Origin of the sequence: Hymenobacter sp. BT18 (assembly GCF_012273015.1) — a bacterium.
Taxonomy (GTDB): domain Bacteria; phylum Bacteroidota; class Bacteroidia; order Cytophagales; family Hymenobacteraceae; genus Hymenobacter; species Hymenobacter lutimineralis.
Genome location: NZ_CP050954.1, coordinates 1,539,955 through 1,556,567, shown reverse-complemented (window position 1 = coordinate 1,556,567; position 16,613 = coordinate 1,539,955). Strand labels below are relative to the sequence as shown.

Genomic DNA, 16,613 nt, shown 5'->3' with positions numbered 1-16,613 from the left:
GTATCACCAGTAGGGCGCTGCCTCCCGAAAACCGGAAAGCGGCCTTTCCCGGCTTAGAGTTCACATACTCATGTGAGCAGGCAGCGCGAGGCTACCACCCAAAGTGGGTATAAGGGCTGCCTGGGGCCGGCGCATTTTTGTGCCGCCGAATTCTGCTACCAGCAGCGCGGCACAAAACGCCCTTTTACCTCTTCTATGAAAACAAGCTTACGAGTACCGCTGGCAAGCGTCCTGTTGCTAGGACCCTTGGTGGCGCTGGCCCAAACGGGGCCGCAGGTAAGTGTGTCGCCTACCTCCGTCGTGCTCTGCGACAACCGGCAGGCCACGCTGACGGCTACTGCTTCCGTCGCCAATTTCTCCGCTGGTTCTGCCCTGCAGTTTGATGGGACGGATGACTTTGCCAGGGTTGCGCACGATGCGGCGCTGGATATCAGCTCGGCCATTACCATTGAGGCCTGGCTGAACGCCTCTGCGTCTACCGCTTACAACGTGCAGAACGTGGTGTGCAAGTCGTCGTTCAGCCAGAACACCGGCTACATCTTCCCGCGCACCGATAACAATTGGAGCGACCTGGTTTTCTACCTGCACCTGAACGGGGCCTGGCGCATTTTCTCGGTGCCTTACAGCCAGTACCGGGGCGCGTGGCACCACCTGGCCGCCACCTACGACGGGCAGCGCGTAAAGCTGTTCATTGATGGGGTGAAGCGCCTCGACCAGGCCCAGACGGGCACCATTGCCACCAACAGCAATCCGCTGAGTGTAGGCACGCAGCCGGGCTACGGCGAATTCCTGAAAGGCCAAGCCGACGAAATACGCGTGTGGAACATAGCGCGCTCTGAGGCAGACCTCACGAAATACTACGGCCAGGTGGTGTCCCCGGCAGCGGCCGGGCTGGTGGCCTACTATCACGCAGATGAAGGCAGCGGCGAGACCCTGGGCAACAGCACCTCGGCGGCGTTGTATGCCCAACTTGGCTTAGGCTCAACTAAGCCCACCTGGGTACAGTCGGAGGCGCCCGTGGCGCCGGCCCTGCGCTACAGCTGGTCGCCAAGCGCCGGGCTGAACCTGACTGACGGCCCGGTCGTGAAAGCCCTGCCCGAGCAGACAACCACGTACACAGTACGCGTAACCGATGCCGTAACCGGCCTGCACGCCGATGCCCAGGCAGATGTCAACATCAGCGGGGACGGCTCCAACGTGTGGACCGGCATTGTGTCGAGCGACTGGCGCGACCCGGCCAACTGGCGCTGCGGCACGGTGCCCGAGTTTGGGTACGACGTGGTTATTCCGGCCGGCACTCCATTCAGCCCCGAGTATAAGGGCAGCACCAATGGAGTCCGCAACATCACCATTGGGGTGGGGGCTACCTTCACATTTAGCGGCACGCCCAATACCGTTTTTACCGTGGGAGGCAAGTTCGTCAACCACGGTACCTTCAACCACCAGCAGGGAATCGTGAGCATAGCCGGGGCCACGCTGGACGACATTGAAAGTGACTCCCCGCTGAGCTTTTTGAACCTGAGCATTAATGGAGCCGGGGCCCGGCTGGCGGCCACCACCGAAGTGCGTGGCCTGCTCACGCTCGGCGGCGTGCTGAATACGAATGGCCATCAGTTGACCTTAAAGTCGAATGCGGACGGGACGGCATCGGTGTACAACAATGGTACCGGCGGCGTTGTGGGGCCGGTGCGGGTGCAGCGCTACATTGATGGCAGCGTCAATCCTTCGGTGGGGTACCGCCACCTGAGTTCCCCAGTAAGCGGAGCGCCGTTCAGCAGCCTGCAAGTAGCGGGCGGAACGGCACCCGTGCTCAACCCCGCCTATAACGTGGCCGCCAACCCTGGTGCGGTGAAGCCATACCCGACGGTGTTTGCCTACGATGAAACCCGCCTGACGGGCGGGGCCGCCAGTAGCTTCAGCGCGGGGTGGGCTTCCCCGGCGGCCGCCACGGACCAGATGACGGCCGGCCAAGGCTACACCGTGCATACCACGCCTGGGGTGCTCACCTTCGTTGGCCCCCTGCACAATGGCAACTATGACGTGCCCCTGACGCGTGGTATTACTGGCCAGGGCTGGAACCTGGTTGGCAACCCCTATCCTTCACCCCTGAACTGGGACCTGGTGACGCTGCCTGCCGGTATCGACGCGGCGGCGTACCTCTATCAGTCTACGGGCAAGTACACGGGGCGCTACGTGGCTTACGTGAATGGAGTAGGGGCGTCGCGGGCCCATCTCATCAGCATGGGACAGAGCTTTTTCGTGCGGGCCAATGCCGGTACGCCCACCTTGCCTTTGCGCAACATCCACCGCGAAACCACGCTCCAGCCAAACGTTCTGCAGCGCCGAGCCGAAACGCGCCCCTTGCTGGCCCTGGCGCTGGCGCCCGCCGATGCTCCCGCTGATGCCGAACCGGCGGATGTCTTCTACACGTACCGTCAGGAGGGCGCTACCGCCGCATTCGACGGAAAGTACGACGCCTTTAAGCTGCAGCCCAGCGGCCCGTCCTTGTATCAGATGCGTAGTGCAACCGAGCTACTGGCCGTGCAGGGCTTACCCGCCGATTCTCAACCCCAGCAGCTGACCATGGCTATTCAGGTGCCGGCGGCGGGACGCTACACGCTGCGGCCCCTGCAACTCGAAAATTTTGCGGCGACGGAAGGCCTGTGGCTGGAAGACAAGCAGGCTGGCTACTGGCACAACCTTCGTCAGGGTGCCCTCACGGTGGAGCTGCCCCAGGGTACCACGGCCCAGCGCTTTGTGCTGCACCTGGGCGTGCAGGCACCCCTGGCTACCCGGCCAACTGCAGCCGTTGGCTCATTGATGCTGTATCCCAACCCAACAACGGGCGAGGCGGTGACGCTGGAAGCCTATGGCCTGCCGTCCGGAGCGTTGAGCTTCCAACTACTCAACAGCCTGGGGCAGGTGGTACATACGCAAACGCTGACGGCACCCCAGGGAAGTGTACGCCAGACACTGGCGCTGCCACAGTTGCCCGCCGGCGTTTACACGGCCCAATTGCACACCGCAGGCGGGGTGTTGGCCCATAAACTAGTTATTCGCTAACAAGCTTTTTCTCAGACATGCATTTTCGCTGGCTCTTGCTCGTGCTGACCCTGCTGGCGGCACAGCCCCTTTTCGCCCAAGGCTCCCCACCCGAAGGAGGCCCACAACCCGATAACCCAACCACAGTTCCCATTGATGGGGGCGTAAGCCTGCTGCTGGCGGCCGGGGCTGCGGTAGGTATTCGACACCTGCGCCGCCCGGCTCGCTAATATGCCGGTTCTATGCTAAGCCAAACAGCCTTTCTCCGCGGAGAAAGGCTGTTTGCTTTTAATACTACCTAGAGAAGAAGGCTCCGGGCTAGCGGGCCGGCTCTACTGCCAAGACTTCCCCGATTTTTACGCCGTTATCGGCTTTGGCATTCCATTCCTGGATCTGCTTGGGCTTTACGCCGTACCGCCGGGCAATGCTGAACAGCGTTTCGCCCTTTTGCACGGTGTGCTGGAGCCGGGCCGTTGTCGGTTTCGAAACTTCTGGCACGGCGGCTGGAGCTGACTTCACAGGAACCGGCGCGGCCGGGGCTGGCGTAGGGGTAGCCGCCGCTACCGCCGGAGCCGGGGCCGCATGCGTGGGGCCAAAGAAAGAAGCAGCCTGCAACCGCGCGGCGGCGGCCTTCAGGGCGGGGTTTTTGGCCGCCCGAGCATCGAAATTGCGGTATTGAGGGCTACGCAGCAAGGTCTGTAGCTCTACCTGCCAGGGCTGTTGGCGCAGCCGCTGGGCCAGTTGCTGCTGCTGCTCGCGGGGGAGGCTGGTAGTATAGGCACTAAGGCGCTGGTTGAAGGCCGGAATGTCTTTCAGGGCTGCCTCAATCAGCTGTACGGAACGGGCGTCGTTAGGCTCCCAGTAGATGCTGCGCAGCTGCCTGACGCTGGCTTGCACCAAGGCCGACATAGCCCGGACGGAGTCCTCGGCCAATGGGGGAGGGGAGGCAGGCAAGGTAGCTTGCGCCTGGACCTGCGCTTGGGCTAGGCTTGCATAAGGAAGCAGGCCAAGCAGCAGTAGGAATCGAAAGAAAAAACGCATTGGGTAAGGTTAAATCTGCCAGATAAAGGTGCCTAAGACCTAATTATTTAGCTGCTTTAATGACCAGGACTTCCCCGAGCTTCACGCTCGTATCAGGCTTGCTATTCCATTCCTGCACCTGCTGAACCGTCACGCCGTACTTGCGGGCAATGCCGTACATGGATTCCTTGGCAGCTACCGTATGCTTGATGGGCGCAGCTTCGGGCGCAGCTGCTGGCGGAGTAGAGACAGCCGAGGTCGGGGCTACTTCGGCCGGGGCCGTGACCCGCAAGGATTGGCCAATTCGCAACGAAGGATTGGCGGGCAGGCTGTTCCAGGCAATCAGGTCGGCAGGACGCAGATTATAACGACGGGCTACGCCATAGAGGGTTTCCTTAGGCTGAACCACGTGTACGCCGTTAGCAGGAACTGGCTCAACCGTGACGGGAGCAGCCGGGGTGGCCGGAGCAGGGGCAGGCGTGGGCGTAAGTGCGGTTTCGGGCGCCGCCGGGGGAACCGCCGCTGCTGCGGCCGGCGCAACCGACGGAGTCGCAGCGGCTGGCGCTGGTTGGGTGGGGGCAGGCACGGCGGGTTGGGCGGAAGCAGCGGGAGCGGCCGGCGTTGGTGAGGCCGCCACTGTAGGCGCCGGCTGGCTGGGCTCGTCGGCGACGGGCGCTGCCGGAGGCAGCTGAGCCGGTGCCGCCGGCCGGCCGGTGTACAAAGTCTTCGGCGCGGGCGCAGCTTCCTTGGGGGCAGCAGCGGTAGCAGCCGTGTCCCCGGAGGCGGCCGGAGCGACAGTTTCGGTGGGTTGGGTGGCCGCAGTGGCAGTGGGGGGCTTTTTCAGCAAGCTGCCTATTCCTTTTTTCCGCTGCACGCTGTCTTCTTCCTCGGCATTCTCATTGTCGTCGATGACGCGCTGGCCCGCAGCCGTACGGCCCGTATACACGTCGGCTTCGGCCGGGCGGCTTTTGCTGGGGGCGGAGCTGGCGGTCGGTTTGGGCGCACCCTTAGGCGCAGGTTTGGGCGCAGGAGTTGCGGCGCCATGGGGCCGCTCGAAGGCTGCCAGCGCCGCCGGGTTGTTTACGGGCAGATACTCCACGGCCACTTCGCGGGGGCGGGTATGCTGCAGCCACAGCAGGCGGCCGGGCTTTAATTCTTCGTTGCGGGCCATGCGGTTCTTGTGCCAGATGGCCTTGGCGCGCAAGCCGTATTTCTGCGACACCGTCGTGACGCTTTCTCCGGGCTGGGCTACGTGGTACTCCACGTCGGCTTTGTCGCGTTTCTTCTGCACAAAGTACGCCTGGCCGGGCACGATGTTGTCGAAGGCAAACAGGTCGTTGTACTGCATGAGCTTGCGCACCTTCAGGCCCGCCCGCTTGGCCAAGGTTTCTTTGGTGTCGCCGGGCAGGGCCACCAAGGCGCGCAGGCCGTTTACCCGCACAAACTCTACTTGCTCGGGGTCGGGCTTGGGGGCGTGTACCAGGGCCGTAGCGGCGTCCTTCTGCTGGGCGGCCAAGGCCGTCAGCTGCAGCGCATCGGTGATGGGAACTACCAGGGTATAGGGCCGGTCCGTGGGCACCGTAGTGCCTGCCAGCAGCCAGCGGTTGTGCCGGGCCAGCTCCTCGGGGCTGGTGTGCAGCGTGGCGGCCACGGCGGGCAGGGCCTGGCCGGGTGCCGCCGGAAACTCCTGCAGTAGCAGGGCGGGCTTGGGGTTTTGCCCGCAGGCCGGCTCGTACGCTAGCTTGTGCGCCAGAAAAGTGAGAATGTACGGGTGGGTCTGCTCCGTAATTTCCATGGCCGTAGCCCCGGCATCGGTGGGCAGGGTGTAAGGTTTGGCTCCGGATGCTCCCAGGTTGTAGGTGAGCAAGGCATTCAGCCAGTTGCGGTACTGCTGGTTGCTGCGCGTCAGGTATTGGGCCGCCGCTCGGGTAGCGGCCGTAATGTGCTTGCGCTCATCAACCACGTCGTTCATTACCAGCCCGTAATCCTGGGCTGCCTCGCGCTTAAACTGCCAATAGCCTACGGCATCGTGAATGCTCTGGGCGTCGCCCTGCAGGCCGCTTTCCTGAATAGCCAGAAAGTGGAAATCCAGGGGTACGCCTTTCTCCTGCAGTACCCGGTCGATGATGGGGAAGTAGGCGTCGGCCAGGGCTACGCGCGCCAGGAAGGAAGCGTTGTGCCGCCGGAGGGCATCTACTTTCTGCTGCACGGCCGTGCGGCCCCCATCCGAAAAGGTGAGCTTCAGCCCGGCAAAGGGCAGCTCTTTGGGTACCGTAATGCTCTGGGCCCGGACCAGCAAGGGCAGGCAGCAGAGCAGGAAAAGTACGAGTCGTTTCATAAGTAAGCAGTAGAAAAAGGGCCGCCGCCGACGGGCCGCCGCGCTTCTTAGCTTACAAAGTAGGGGAAAAATTCCGGGGGCTTCAGCCCAAAACAGGAAAAAAACGCCCCTGCATTGGCCAGAAAACCAGTGCAGGGGCATTATGCCAATCAGGAAATTGCACTACCGCGGCCCGCCCGGCCCGTCGGGGCGGCCCCCGCCGGGGAAGCTGCCGGGTGTCCCGTCCCGGCGGGGGCGGTCCTGGTCGGGGCCCGGGGCGTTGCCTGCCCCACCAAAGCTGCGCAGGTTGTAGGTAAACACCAGCATCAGGTAGCGCTGCAGAATGTTGGTGCGCACATCCTCGGTGTATGCGGGCAAAATGTTGCGCTGGATGCTGTTGTTCTGCCCCAGCAGGTCAAAGGCATACAGCTGCAGCTCGCCTTGCTGCTTGGCAAACAGTTTTTTGCCTAAGCTGGCATTCCAGAGCACAAAGTTTTGGTTGAACCCCGCCGACAAGCCCGAGTAGGACACATGGTTCACGTCCGACTTCAAGGTAATGCCTTTGGCCATAATCCAGCTGAAGCGCAGGGTGGTGTTCTGCCGGAAGTAGCGGCTGTTGATTTGCGTGCCCAGGGAGTTGCGCACGTAGGTCTGGGTAGAGTTCGACGACAAGGTGAAGTCCAGCTCGGGGCTGATGTTGCTGCTGAGCGCGGCCCCGAAGCCGAAGGCCGGAGTGCGGTTGTAGTTCAGCTGCTCATTCACTAAGCCGGGGGTTTGCAGGTAGGTGGCCGAGGCGTTCAGGTTCAGGTTCGATTTGAGCAGCGTGAGCGGAAAGCCGTAGGTAAGGGCCGAGCGCAGGGAGTACTGCTGGTTCAGGTTGATGGGCTGCGTAATCTGCCCTCCGGCTGGTATTACCACGCCCCCAATGCTGGTGGGCTCCCGCACGATGCGGGTGGAGTTGGTAATATAGTTATCCGTGTAGGAGCCGCCCAGCAAAGCAAAGAAAGAGCTGGATTTCTCGGGCTGCGCGGCCGAGTAGCGCAGGAAGGCGTTGTGTTGAAACTCCTGCTCCAGGGCTGCGTTGCCAATGGTAATCTGTAGTGGGTTGGCGTTGTTCACCACTTCCTGCAGCTGGTTGATGTTGGGGTTATTGGTGCGCATGCGGTACGTCAGGCGCAGGTTTTGCTGCTTAGAAAAGTTATAGCGCAGCGTGGCATTGGGCAGCACATTCAGGAAGTTGCGGCTGATGCGCGCCTCCCGTGGGAAATCCTGCTCGTTGCGCAAGGTGGCATACTGCACGTCGGCCCCCACCGACCACTGAAACTCCTTGTTGTTGAACCGGTAGCTAAGGCCGCCGCTTTGCGTCATGTAGCGGCTAGTAAACACGTTGCTCAGGTCGGTATTAACGGTTGTGTACTGGCCGGTCGTGGCGTCGAAGTTGTAGGTGCGCTTATCCGAGTCGTTGGGCGCCAATGAGGTGGTGGCGCTGAACTGCAGCTGGCTAAGTGGGCTCAAAGGCTCGGTGTAGTTCGCATCGGCGCGCCAGCTCCATCCGTTCTGTCGGAGCCGGGAGTATTGATCTGTGAGGCTTTCCGCTGCTGGGTCGGAGGTGTAGTCAATATTGCTGCTGGTGAGATAATTGCTGCCATTCCGGCGGTTATAGCCCAGGTTCAGGCCTAGGGAAAACGTGCGGCCGCGCTTGGCAAAACGGTGGCGGTACAGCAGGTTGTTGCTGAAGTTGATGCCCGTTTGAGCAGCCCGGTAGGCGCTGTTGTTGGTGCTCTGGGTGCTGTCGGGCGCGCTTTGTTCGGTAAAGTCTTTGAACAGCTCCCCGGCCAGGGTGCTGCTGCTGGTGTTGCGCTGCACCGAAAGGGTAGGGCGCCAAAGCAGGGAGTTCAGCGAGTCGAATTTGTGTTCGATGCGCAGGTTGAGCCGGTTGTTGATGTTGCGGCTGCTGCCCCGCGAGTCTTCATTGTAACGCAGGTCATCGGCCGTGTAGGTGCGGGCCGTGGTGCTCTGCAGGGTGTTGTCGGAGAGGTTAAAGAAGTAGCTGCCCTGTACGTCGGTTTTGGTGCCGATGGTGTTGGAGTAGTTCAGCCCCAGGGCGTGCGTCCGCGAAATGCCGTTGTTCTGGTTTACCAGGAAGTCCCCGGCGTTGTTGCCGCCTCCGCCCTGGCCCCCGCCGTTGCCACCGGGCCCACCACCCCGGCCCCCGCGGCCCCCGCCGCCCTGGCGCGAGTTGCCCACCACGCCCAGCAAATCCTCAGTGCCGAAGTTCTGCTCATTGATGTTGTTGGAGAGGCCCAGCACCGACAGGCGCCGCTTGTTCTTAAAGGAGTTTACGTTGCCGTTGAGGCGGTACTTGCCCCCATCCTGATCGGGGCCATAGCCGGCTACCACCCGCCCAAACTGCCCGTTGCGGAAAGAAGGCTTCGTAACAATGTTGATGGTTTTCTGCTGGTTGCCGTCGTCGAAACCCGTGAACTGACTCTGGTCCGATGCCCGGTCGTACACCTGTATCTTGTCGATGATTTCGGCCGGAATATTCTTAAGCACCGCATCGGGGTCGTTGCCAAAAAACTCCTTGCCATCTACCAGCACGCGCTGCACCTGCTCGCCCTGGGCCTGCACCTTGCCGTTGGCATCTACCGTCACGCCGGGCATCTTGGTAATCAGGTCCTGGGCGTTGGCGTCGGGGTTGGTTTTAAAGGCCCGGGAGTCGTACTGGGCCGTGTCGCCTTTCTGCACGGCGGCGGGGGCGCGTCCCGTTACCTCCACCCCTTTGAGTTGCACTCCACCGGCTTGCAGCGGTACAGCACCCACCTCCAGGGGCTGATCGGTGACTTCTACGGTGCGCTCCACATTCTGGTAGCCCAAAAAGGAAATAGTAAGCTGGTAGGTGCCGGCGGGTACATCCGTAATAGAGAAGTTGCCTTCGGTATCTACAGCCGTGCCTAGCTTCTGGGGGCCGGGCTGGCGAGTGAGTACTACGTTGGCCCCAATCAGCGGCGACTGGTCTTTACCGTCCAGTACACGCCCGCGCACGGTAGTGGTCTGGGCCAGCAGACTGGAGAGCGTAGCGAAAAACAGAAAAATACCGAGGAAAAGAGCTTTTTGCATTACGTCTTGAAAAGGTCACATAAGACCATAGACGCAACCCAAGCCCAGACGTTTAACGAGTACCCGAAAAAGCACGGTTATTTTCTGGGTTGCCCTACCGCTTGCGCACCAGCAGCAATCCGTCGCGCAGGGGCAGCAGCACGTTCTCTACCCGCTCGTCGGCCTGCACTTTGGCGTTGAAGGCCCGCACCGCCTGGGTGTCCTTGTCGGATGGTTTCACGGGGTAGCCGTCCAGCACTTTGCCGCCCCACAGCACATTGTCAATCAGCAGAAAGCCGCCGGGGCGCACCTGGGGCAGCACCAGCTCATAGTAAGTGTCGTTGTTGATTTTGTCAGCGTCGATAAACACTAGGTCCCAGGTTTCGGCCAGCTCGGGCACGATGCGGCGGGCGTCGCCGATGTGGAGGTGAATATTGCCGGTCAAGCCCGCTTCGGCCACGTAGCGGCGGATGCGGCTTTCCAGCTCGGGGTTCTGCTCTATGGTGTGCAGCTCGCCAGCTTCCGCCAGCCCTTCGGCCAGGCACAGGGCCGAGTAGCCCGTGAACGTGCCCAGCTCCAGCACGCGGCGGGGGCGCACCATGTGGCTGAGCATGCTCAGCAGCCGACCCTGCGCGTGGCCCGAGAGCATGCGGGCGTGCAGGAGCTGCACATGGGTTTCGCGGTTGAGGCGGGCCAGCAGGGGGCTTTCCGGGGAAGTGTGGCGGTCGGCGTAAAGCTGGGCGTCGTCGGCGGAGTACATGCAGGGAGGTTAGATTAGGCGTCGGGCGGCAAAGGTACCAGCCGGAACTTCCAGACCCGAAAGCCCGATTTCCCAGCCTCGCACCAAGCACCATTTACCCGAAAAAGACCTTCGTAGCGGTAGCCAGTTCCAGATTCAGTTTCTACCTTTCGGAAAACACGCACCGGCTGACCTGTTTCCGAGCTTCGATATAAGGCTAGGTTACGGGAGTTTAGTTCTTGGTCGGTGATTTGACGGCCAGTTTTTGGGTCGCGTCCACCGTGCCCGGCGTAGAGCAAATAAGTTTCGGCTACCACATCGTCTTCGTACTGATCGGCCAACACAATGGAGTCAGCACCTTCGGCTGCGCTACCGCTGATGCCGGCCCGCGTAGGCCGGTGCAAGCCCGCTTGGCTTAGCGCCAACCGGGATGGAAGAACGTCACCGGGGCGGTAGTAGCTGATGTGCCCGAAGATTGGCATACGTAGCAGTTGCTAGCTGGGCGGCTAGAGGGCGGATGATACTAAAGGAACAGCAGCTAGCTAGCTAGCTAGCTAGCTAGCTAGCTACACTGACTGGTGCATCTGAAAGAGGGTAAACTCGCTCAACCATTGCGTTGCCGCTACTCCGGCAGGTACTGCAGCACGCTCAGGTTGTCTTCGCGCAGCAAATCCTGGGCAATGCCCTGCAACTCCGGGGCCGTGATGCGCTTGATCCGCTCGAAGATTTCGGTGAGCGGCTCCACCCGGTCCAGGTCGAGGGTGCTCTTGGCCAGCAGCTGCATCAGGCCGCCGTTGCTTTCCTCGGCCATAGCCAGCTGGCCCATCAGCTGCTCCTTGGCTACATGCAGCTGCGAGGTGCCCAGCGTTTTGTCGCGCAGCAGCTTGAGCTCCTTTTGCACCAGCGAGATGGTACGGTTCACCTGCTTTTTCTCCGTGCCGAAGTAGATGCCGAACAAGCCCGTATCGGTGTAGGGCGAGTAGGTAGAGTCGATGGTGTACACCAGGCCGTATTTCTCGCGCACGGCCAGGTTCAGGCGGGAGTTCATGCCGGGGCCGCCCAGCAGGTTGTTGAGCAGGAAAAACGGAATCCGCCGCTCGTCCTCGATGGCGTAGGCCGCGCCCCCAATCAGGCAGTGGGCCTGGGTAATGGATTTGTGCTCGATGCGCGACAGGGGCTGGTAGCCCGCAAACGGAATCCGGGGTCGCTCACCCAGCTTAGGTGGCAGCGGGGCCAGATACTTATCGGCCAGGCGCTTTACTTCCTTGAAAGGCAGGTTGCTCACGGAGCTGAACACCAACCGGTCGGTGCGCACGTTTTCCTGCAGAAACTGCCGAAAATCGGGCTGCTGGAAGCTGCTCACGCTTTCCCGCGTGCCCAGAATATTGTGGCCCAGCGAATGGTTGCCAAACACCACCGCGTCGAAGTCGTCGATGATGGCGTCTTCGGGAGCATCCACGTACATGGACATTTCCTCCAGAATCACGCCGCGCTCCTTCTCGATTTCCTTTTCCGGGAATACGGAGTGAAACGTCAGATCCGTGAGCAGCTCAAACGCCCGCTCGAAGTGGGTGCTGAGCAGGGAGGCGTAAAAGCAGATTTTCTCCTTGGTGGTGTAGGCGTTCAGCTCCCCACCTACGGTTTCGAGGCGGTTCAGGATATGAAAGCTTTTGCGCTTCTCGGTGCCTTTGAAGGCCATGTGCTCCCAGAAGTGCGCCAGGCCCTGCTGGGCGGGTTTCTCGTCGCGGGAGCCAATGTCCAGCAGGAAGCCACAATGCGCAATTTTGGTGTGCAGTACTTGTTTATGCAGAACCCGGATGCCGTTGGGCAGCTCGTACAGGTCGTATTCAGACATTCTTGGAAGGGTCTTGGGGTCTTAGGGTCTTGGGGACGTGGTTTCAGGCACCAGTCCCCGCCCCGGCCCAGTATAACCGGCCAGCCGGGCTTCTGGGTTTCAGGAATCTACAAAAGTACGCAGCCGGAGGGGCAAGAGGGCCATGGGTGAATGAAGGTAAGCTGTTGAAGCATTGACATACACTTGCTCATACCTCATTCGCCCATTATCCTCATTGCCGCTCCGCTTCCGCCAGCACGGCCAGCAGCTGCTGGGTCTGAATATCGTGGGCACAGCGGAAATGGCCGAGGGGGCAGGCTTTGTACCCGTGCAGGCCGCAGGGCCGGCACTCCAGCACGTGCGGCACCTCGACCACGCGGGCAAACGAGCTGAGCGGCCCAAACCCAAAAGCCGGCACCGTGGAGCAGTACACGGCGCAGGTGGGCGCATCCACGGCCGAGCACAGGTGCATGGGGGCCGAGTCGTTGACGTAGTTGAGCACGGCCCCCCGCATCAGCGCGGCCGAAGCTACCAGGGAAAGCTGCCCCGCGAGATTCACCACGTGGGGCCGTGCGCTGCGGGCCAGCAGCTGCGCGCAGGCCGCGGCATCGGGCGGGCCACCCAGCAGAAACACCGTGTACTGCGCCGGCAGCGCCGCCAGCAGCTTCAGCCACTGCTCCTCCGGAAACTGCTTGGTAAACCACACCGAAGTAGGGGCCACGCAGATGTATGGCCTGCCTTCGGCGCGCGCCGCCGCTAGAGCTGCGGCCGATTCATCCGTGTCGGTAGGGTAGAGGCGGGGGCGCGTCAAGGAGGAACCAGGAATGAGGAACGAGGAGTTCTCATCATTTCTCATTCCTGATTCCTCATGATAAAGCAGCGCCAGGTTGCGGGCTACCTCGTGGCGCCCGTCGCCAATAACGTGGGGCACGGCGCGGGTGAAGCCCCAGGCAAAAGGATTTTTGTGGAAGCCCACCCGCTCGGGCGCCCCGGAAAAAGCCGTGAGGAAGCCCGTGGAGGCAAACCGCTGCAGCGTAACCACGCGGCCATAGTGCGCCTGCCGGATTTGCTGCAGCAGGCGCCAGAGGCCCCGGTACTTGTCTTGCTTTTTATCCCACACCAGCACCCGGCGCACGTGCGGGTGGCCCAGCAGCAGGCTTTCGTTGCCCTTGCGCACCAGAAAATCCACGGGCGTACCGGGCTGGGTCTGGTGCAGGTACTCCAGCAGCGCCGTGGCCAGGATAACGTCGCCAATGAAGGCAGTTTGAATCAGCAGAACGGCGCGGGCGGAAGCAGCAGGCATGAGCAGAAAAACACGCGAAAGGAGCCCACAAAGGTAGGCAACGCTGGGCGCGGATGCGCGTCATTCCCCTAACTTGCGCCCCGCGCCTTCCCGCCGCGTCATCCTACCTTTCTTTTTCCGCTTCCTATGCGTTACGGCTCCATCGATCCGCAGCTTTTCAGTGAAAACCGCCGCCGCTTTACCGAGCAGCTGCCCGCCGCTTCCCTGGCCATCTTCCACTCCAACGATGTGATGCCGACCAACGCCGACGGCACCATGCCCTTCCGCCAGAACAACGACCTGTTTTACCTCTCCGGGGTAGATCAGGAAGAAAGCATACTGGTGATTTTCCCCGATGCCGTGCTGCCCCAGTACCGCGAAATTCTGTTCCTGAAGGAAACATCGGAGCACATTCTGGTATGGGAAGGCTATAAGCTGACGAAAGAGCAGGCCCGCCAGCAGTCGGGGGTGCGCACCATCATGTGGCTGGAGCAGTTCAAAACGGTATTGCCGGCCCTCATGAACGAGGCCGAAAACGTGTACCTCAACACCAATGAGCACATCCGCGCGGTGGTGGAGGTAGAAACCCGCGACGCCCGGCTGGGCAAGTGGCTGCGCGAGGCGTACCCCCTGCATCAGTACCGCCGGGCGGCGCCTATCCTGCACCACCTGCGGGCCATTAAGAGCGAGGAGGAAATCCGCCTCATGCGCCGCGCCTGCGACATCACCGACAAAGCCTTCCGCCGCTTGTTGGGCTTTGTGCAGCCCGGAGTGATGGAGTACGAAATTGAGGCCGAAATCTACCACGAGTTTCTGCGCAATGCCTCGCGCGGGCCGGCTTACGGCAGCATCATTGCCTCTGGGGCCAATGCCTGCATCCTGCACTACGTGAGCAATGACCGGGAGTGCCGCGACGGCGACGTGCTGCTCCTGGACTTTGGGGCCGAGTTTGCCAACTACGCCGCCGACTTGTCGCGCTCCATCCCCGTCAATGGCCAGTTTACCAAGCGTCAGCGGGCCGTGTATGAGGCTGTGCTGCGGGTGATGAAGTTTGCTACCTCGCAGCTGGTAGCCGGCAACAACATCGAGGATTACCACGCCGCCGTGGGCCGCACCATGGAGCAGGAACTCATCAAGCTGGACTTGCTCAACGAGAGTGATGTGCGCAACCAGGACCCCGCCGCCCCGCTCTACAAAAAGTACTTCATGCACGGCACCAGCCACTACCTCGGCCTCGACGTGCACGACGTGGGCGCCAAGTACCGCGTGTTTGAGCCGGGCATGGTGTACACCTGCGAGCCGGGCATCTACATCCGCGAGGAAGGCCTGGGTATCCGCCTCGAAAACGACATCCTCATCACCAAAACCGGCAACGACGACCTGATGAAGCATATCCCGCTGGAAGCCGACGATATTGAGCGTCTGATGCGGCAAGGCCGGAACTAACGGACGGGCAACGCATAATTTCTCCGCCACTCAGCTGCAGAAGCTGGGTGGCGGTTTTTTGTGCGCGAGTGCCAGGGCAATGAATAACCTTGCTTTCTAGTTGTTTAGGCTGAGTTTATTTCAATTAAAAAAAGGTATACTACAACCTTAGGCGAATGGGAAAGGTATAGCAGACGGCAAGTACTGCCAGCTACAGTTCAAGGGCTGGGTGCGGGGCTCCACCACTACTTTTCTGTCTATCCATGAAACACCTGCTTACCACCTGCCTGGCGCTGGGCTTGATTCCGCTGGCGGCCACGCCGCCGGCTCAGGCCCAGACTGCTGATAAAAAAACCGCCATCAGCCTTTTCGGCAGCGCCTACGAGTACAAGGGCAACTATGGTTCCGGCTTCTGGGACTGGAGTTCCAACAACTACGGCCCGGGCATTTCCTTTAACCGCTACCTCTCGCCCGGCCTCGACCTGGGCCTGCGCGGCGGCTACGTCGAAATCAAGAAGTCAACCGATGCGGGGGCGCCCTTCTACGGCAGCAACTTTGCCACCAACATCGTGAATGTGAACCTGGCGTTGAAGCTCAAGCTCAACAACGGCTGGGCCTTTAAGGAAGACGCGTTCATTCAGCCCTACCTGCTGGCCGCTCCCGGTTGGACGTATACCAGCCGCGAAGGGACCTTCAACCGCAACGGCCAGACGCTGGACCTGGCCGAGGACAAAAGCTACTTCGACGTATTTGGGGCCGCTGGTATTAACTTCCGTCTGGCCGATGGCGTGGGCTTGTTCGTGCAGACCGGCCAGCACATTCCCCTTAAAGCCAACCTCGACGGCGACCCAACCCGCGACGACAACGCCTTCGACGACCGGTTCCTGGAGCATACGGTGGGCCTCACGGTAGCCTTTGGGAAGATGAAGGATGCCGATGGCGACGGCGTGGCCGACCGCAAGGACAAATGTCCCAATACGCCCCAGGGCGTAGCCGTGGATGCCACCGGCTGCCCCCTGGATGGTGATAAGGACGGTGTGCCCGACTACCAGGATAAGTGTCCCACCGAAGCCGGCTTGGCGGCCCTCGAAGGCTGCCCCGACCGCGACAGTGACGGTGTGCGCGACGGCGACGACGCCTGCCCCGATACGCCTGGCAAAGCAGAGCTGCGCGGTTGCCCCGACGCCGATAACGACGGCGTAACCGATGCCAGCGACAAGTGCCCCGATACCCCCGCCGGTGTAGCGGTGGATGCCAACGGCTGCCCCCTCGACAAAGATGGTGACGGTGTGCCCGACTACCAGGACCGCTGCCCCAACCGCCCCGGCCCTGCCTCCAACAAAGGCTGCCCCGAGATGAAGGTAGAAGAAAAGAAGAAGCTCCAGGAAGCTACTAAGTTCATCCAGTTCGACTTCAACAAGGCTACCCTCAAGCCTATTTCCTTCCCCACCCTCGACGGCCTGGTGCAGATTCTGAACGCCTACCCCGACTACAGCCTCGGCATTTCGGCCCACGCCGACAATAAGGGCGACGACAACTATAACCTACGCCTGTCGGATGAGCGCGCGGCTTCGGCCCGCACTTATATGCTCAGCAAGGGCATTCCCGCCGAGCGGATCGTGTCGCACGGCTACGGCGAGTCCAAGCCCATTGCCGACAATGCCACCGAAGCCGGCCGGGCCGTTAACCGTCGCGTTGAGTTTGATGTGTACCTGCCCGGCGACCCGAATCCGGCCGAAACCAAGTATGGACCAGCTCCGGCAATTCCGCCCGCACCCGTGAAAGCAGCGCCGGTGAAAAAAGCCCCTGTGAAGAAAGCGGCTCCCAAGCGCCGCTAACCGGCTGGTACCGCCGT

At 61.5% G+C, this 16,613-nt stretch carries 11 protein-coding genes; 4 read left to right on the top strand and 7 right to left on the bottom strand.

The annotated features are described in order from the left end of the window. The first annotated feature begins 195 nt into the window (after window positions 1-195). Both HER32_RS06435 and HER32_RS06430 read left to right on the top strand, forming a co-directional pair. Window positions 196-3,063 (top strand): LamG-like jellyroll fold domain-containing protein, encoded by a 2,868-nt coding sequence (locus HER32_RS06435; protein WP_168681288.1) that lies wholly within the window; start codon window positions 196-198, stop codon window positions 3,061-3,063. A 17-nt stretch (window positions 3,064-3,080) separates the two neighbouring features. Continuing rightward, window positions 3,081-3,272 carry a PID-CTERM protein-sorting domain-containing protein gene (locus HER32_RS06430; RefSeq protein WP_149072254.1) on the top strand — a complete coding sequence of 64 codons (192 nt, stop codon included), beginning with the start codon at window positions 3,081-3,083 and terminating at the stop codon, window positions 3,270-3,272. An 88-nt stretch (window positions 3,273-3,360) separates the two neighbouring features. Here HER32_RS06430 and HER32_RS06425 read toward each other — a convergent pair whose 3' ends face one another. The 7 genes from HER32_RS06425 to HER32_RS06395 all read right to left on the bottom strand — a co-directional run bounded on the left by HER32_RS06425 (window position 3,361) and on the right by HER32_RS06395 (window position 13,354). Next, a complete protein-coding gene (locus HER32_RS06425; RefSeq protein ID WP_168681287.1) occupies window positions 3,361-3,996 on the bottom strand; it encodes a LysM peptidoglycan-binding domain-containing protein in 636 nt (211 codons plus the stop codon). A gap of 130 nt (window positions 3,997-4,126) precedes the next feature. After that, on the bottom strand, window positions 4,127-6,400 hold the full coding sequence (locus HER32_RS06420) for a LysM peptidoglycan-binding domain-containing protein (RefSeq protein WP_168681286.1): 2,274 nt from the start codon (window positions 6,398-6,400) through the stop codon (window positions 4,127-4,129). A gap of 162 nt (window positions 6,401-6,562) precedes the next feature. Further along, window positions 6,563-9,499: a TonB-dependent receptor gene (locus HER32_RS06415; protein WP_168681285.1), complete on the bottom strand. Its 2,937-nt coding sequence runs from the start codon at window positions 9,497-9,499 to the stop codon at window positions 6,563-6,565. A gap of 94 nt (window positions 9,500-9,593) precedes the next feature. After that, window positions 9,594-10,238 carry an O-methyltransferase gene (locus HER32_RS06410; protein ID WP_168681284.1) on the bottom strand — a complete coding sequence of 215 codons (645 nt, stop codon included), beginning with the start codon at window positions 10,236-10,238 and terminating at the stop codon, window positions 9,594-9,596. A gap of 14 nt (window positions 10,239-10,252) precedes the next feature. Next, window positions 10,253-10,699 (bottom strand): YDG/SRA domain-containing protein, encoded by a 447-nt coding sequence (locus HER32_RS06405; RefSeq protein ID WP_168681283.1) that lies wholly within the window; start codon window positions 10,697-10,699, stop codon window positions 10,253-10,255. Window positions 10,700-10,839: 140 nt separating this feature from the next. Beyond that, complete coding sequence (locus HER32_RS06400; protein WP_168681282.1) at window positions 10,840-12,072, bottom strand: M16 family metallopeptidase; 1,233 nt, start codon at window positions 12,070-12,072, stop codon at window positions 10,840-10,842. Between the two features lie 211 nt (window positions 12,073-12,283). Continuing rightward, window positions 12,284-13,354, bottom strand: coding sequence for a glycosyltransferase family 9 protein (locus tag HER32_RS06395; protein ID WP_168681281.1), 1,071 nt, complete (start codon window positions 13,352-13,354; stop codon window positions 12,284-12,286). 126 nt (window positions 13,355-13,480) lie between these two features. On the opposite strand from HER32_RS06395, the gene HER32_RS06390 reads away from it, so the two are divergent. Together HER32_RS06390 and HER32_RS20355 are read left to right on the top strand one after the other, a co-directional pair. Continuing rightward, entirely contained in the window at window positions 13,481-14,779 is a 1,299-nt protein-coding gene (locus HER32_RS06390; RefSeq protein WP_149072246.1) for an aminopeptidase P N-terminal domain-containing protein, read from the top strand. Between the two features lie 242 nt (window positions 14,780-15,021). After that, window positions 15,022-16,596, top strand: coding sequence for an OmpA family protein (locus tag HER32_RS20355; RefSeq protein ID WP_168681280.1), 1,575 nt, complete (start codon window positions 15,022-15,024; stop codon window positions 16,594-16,596). Window positions 16,597-16,613: the final 17 nt, after the last annotated feature.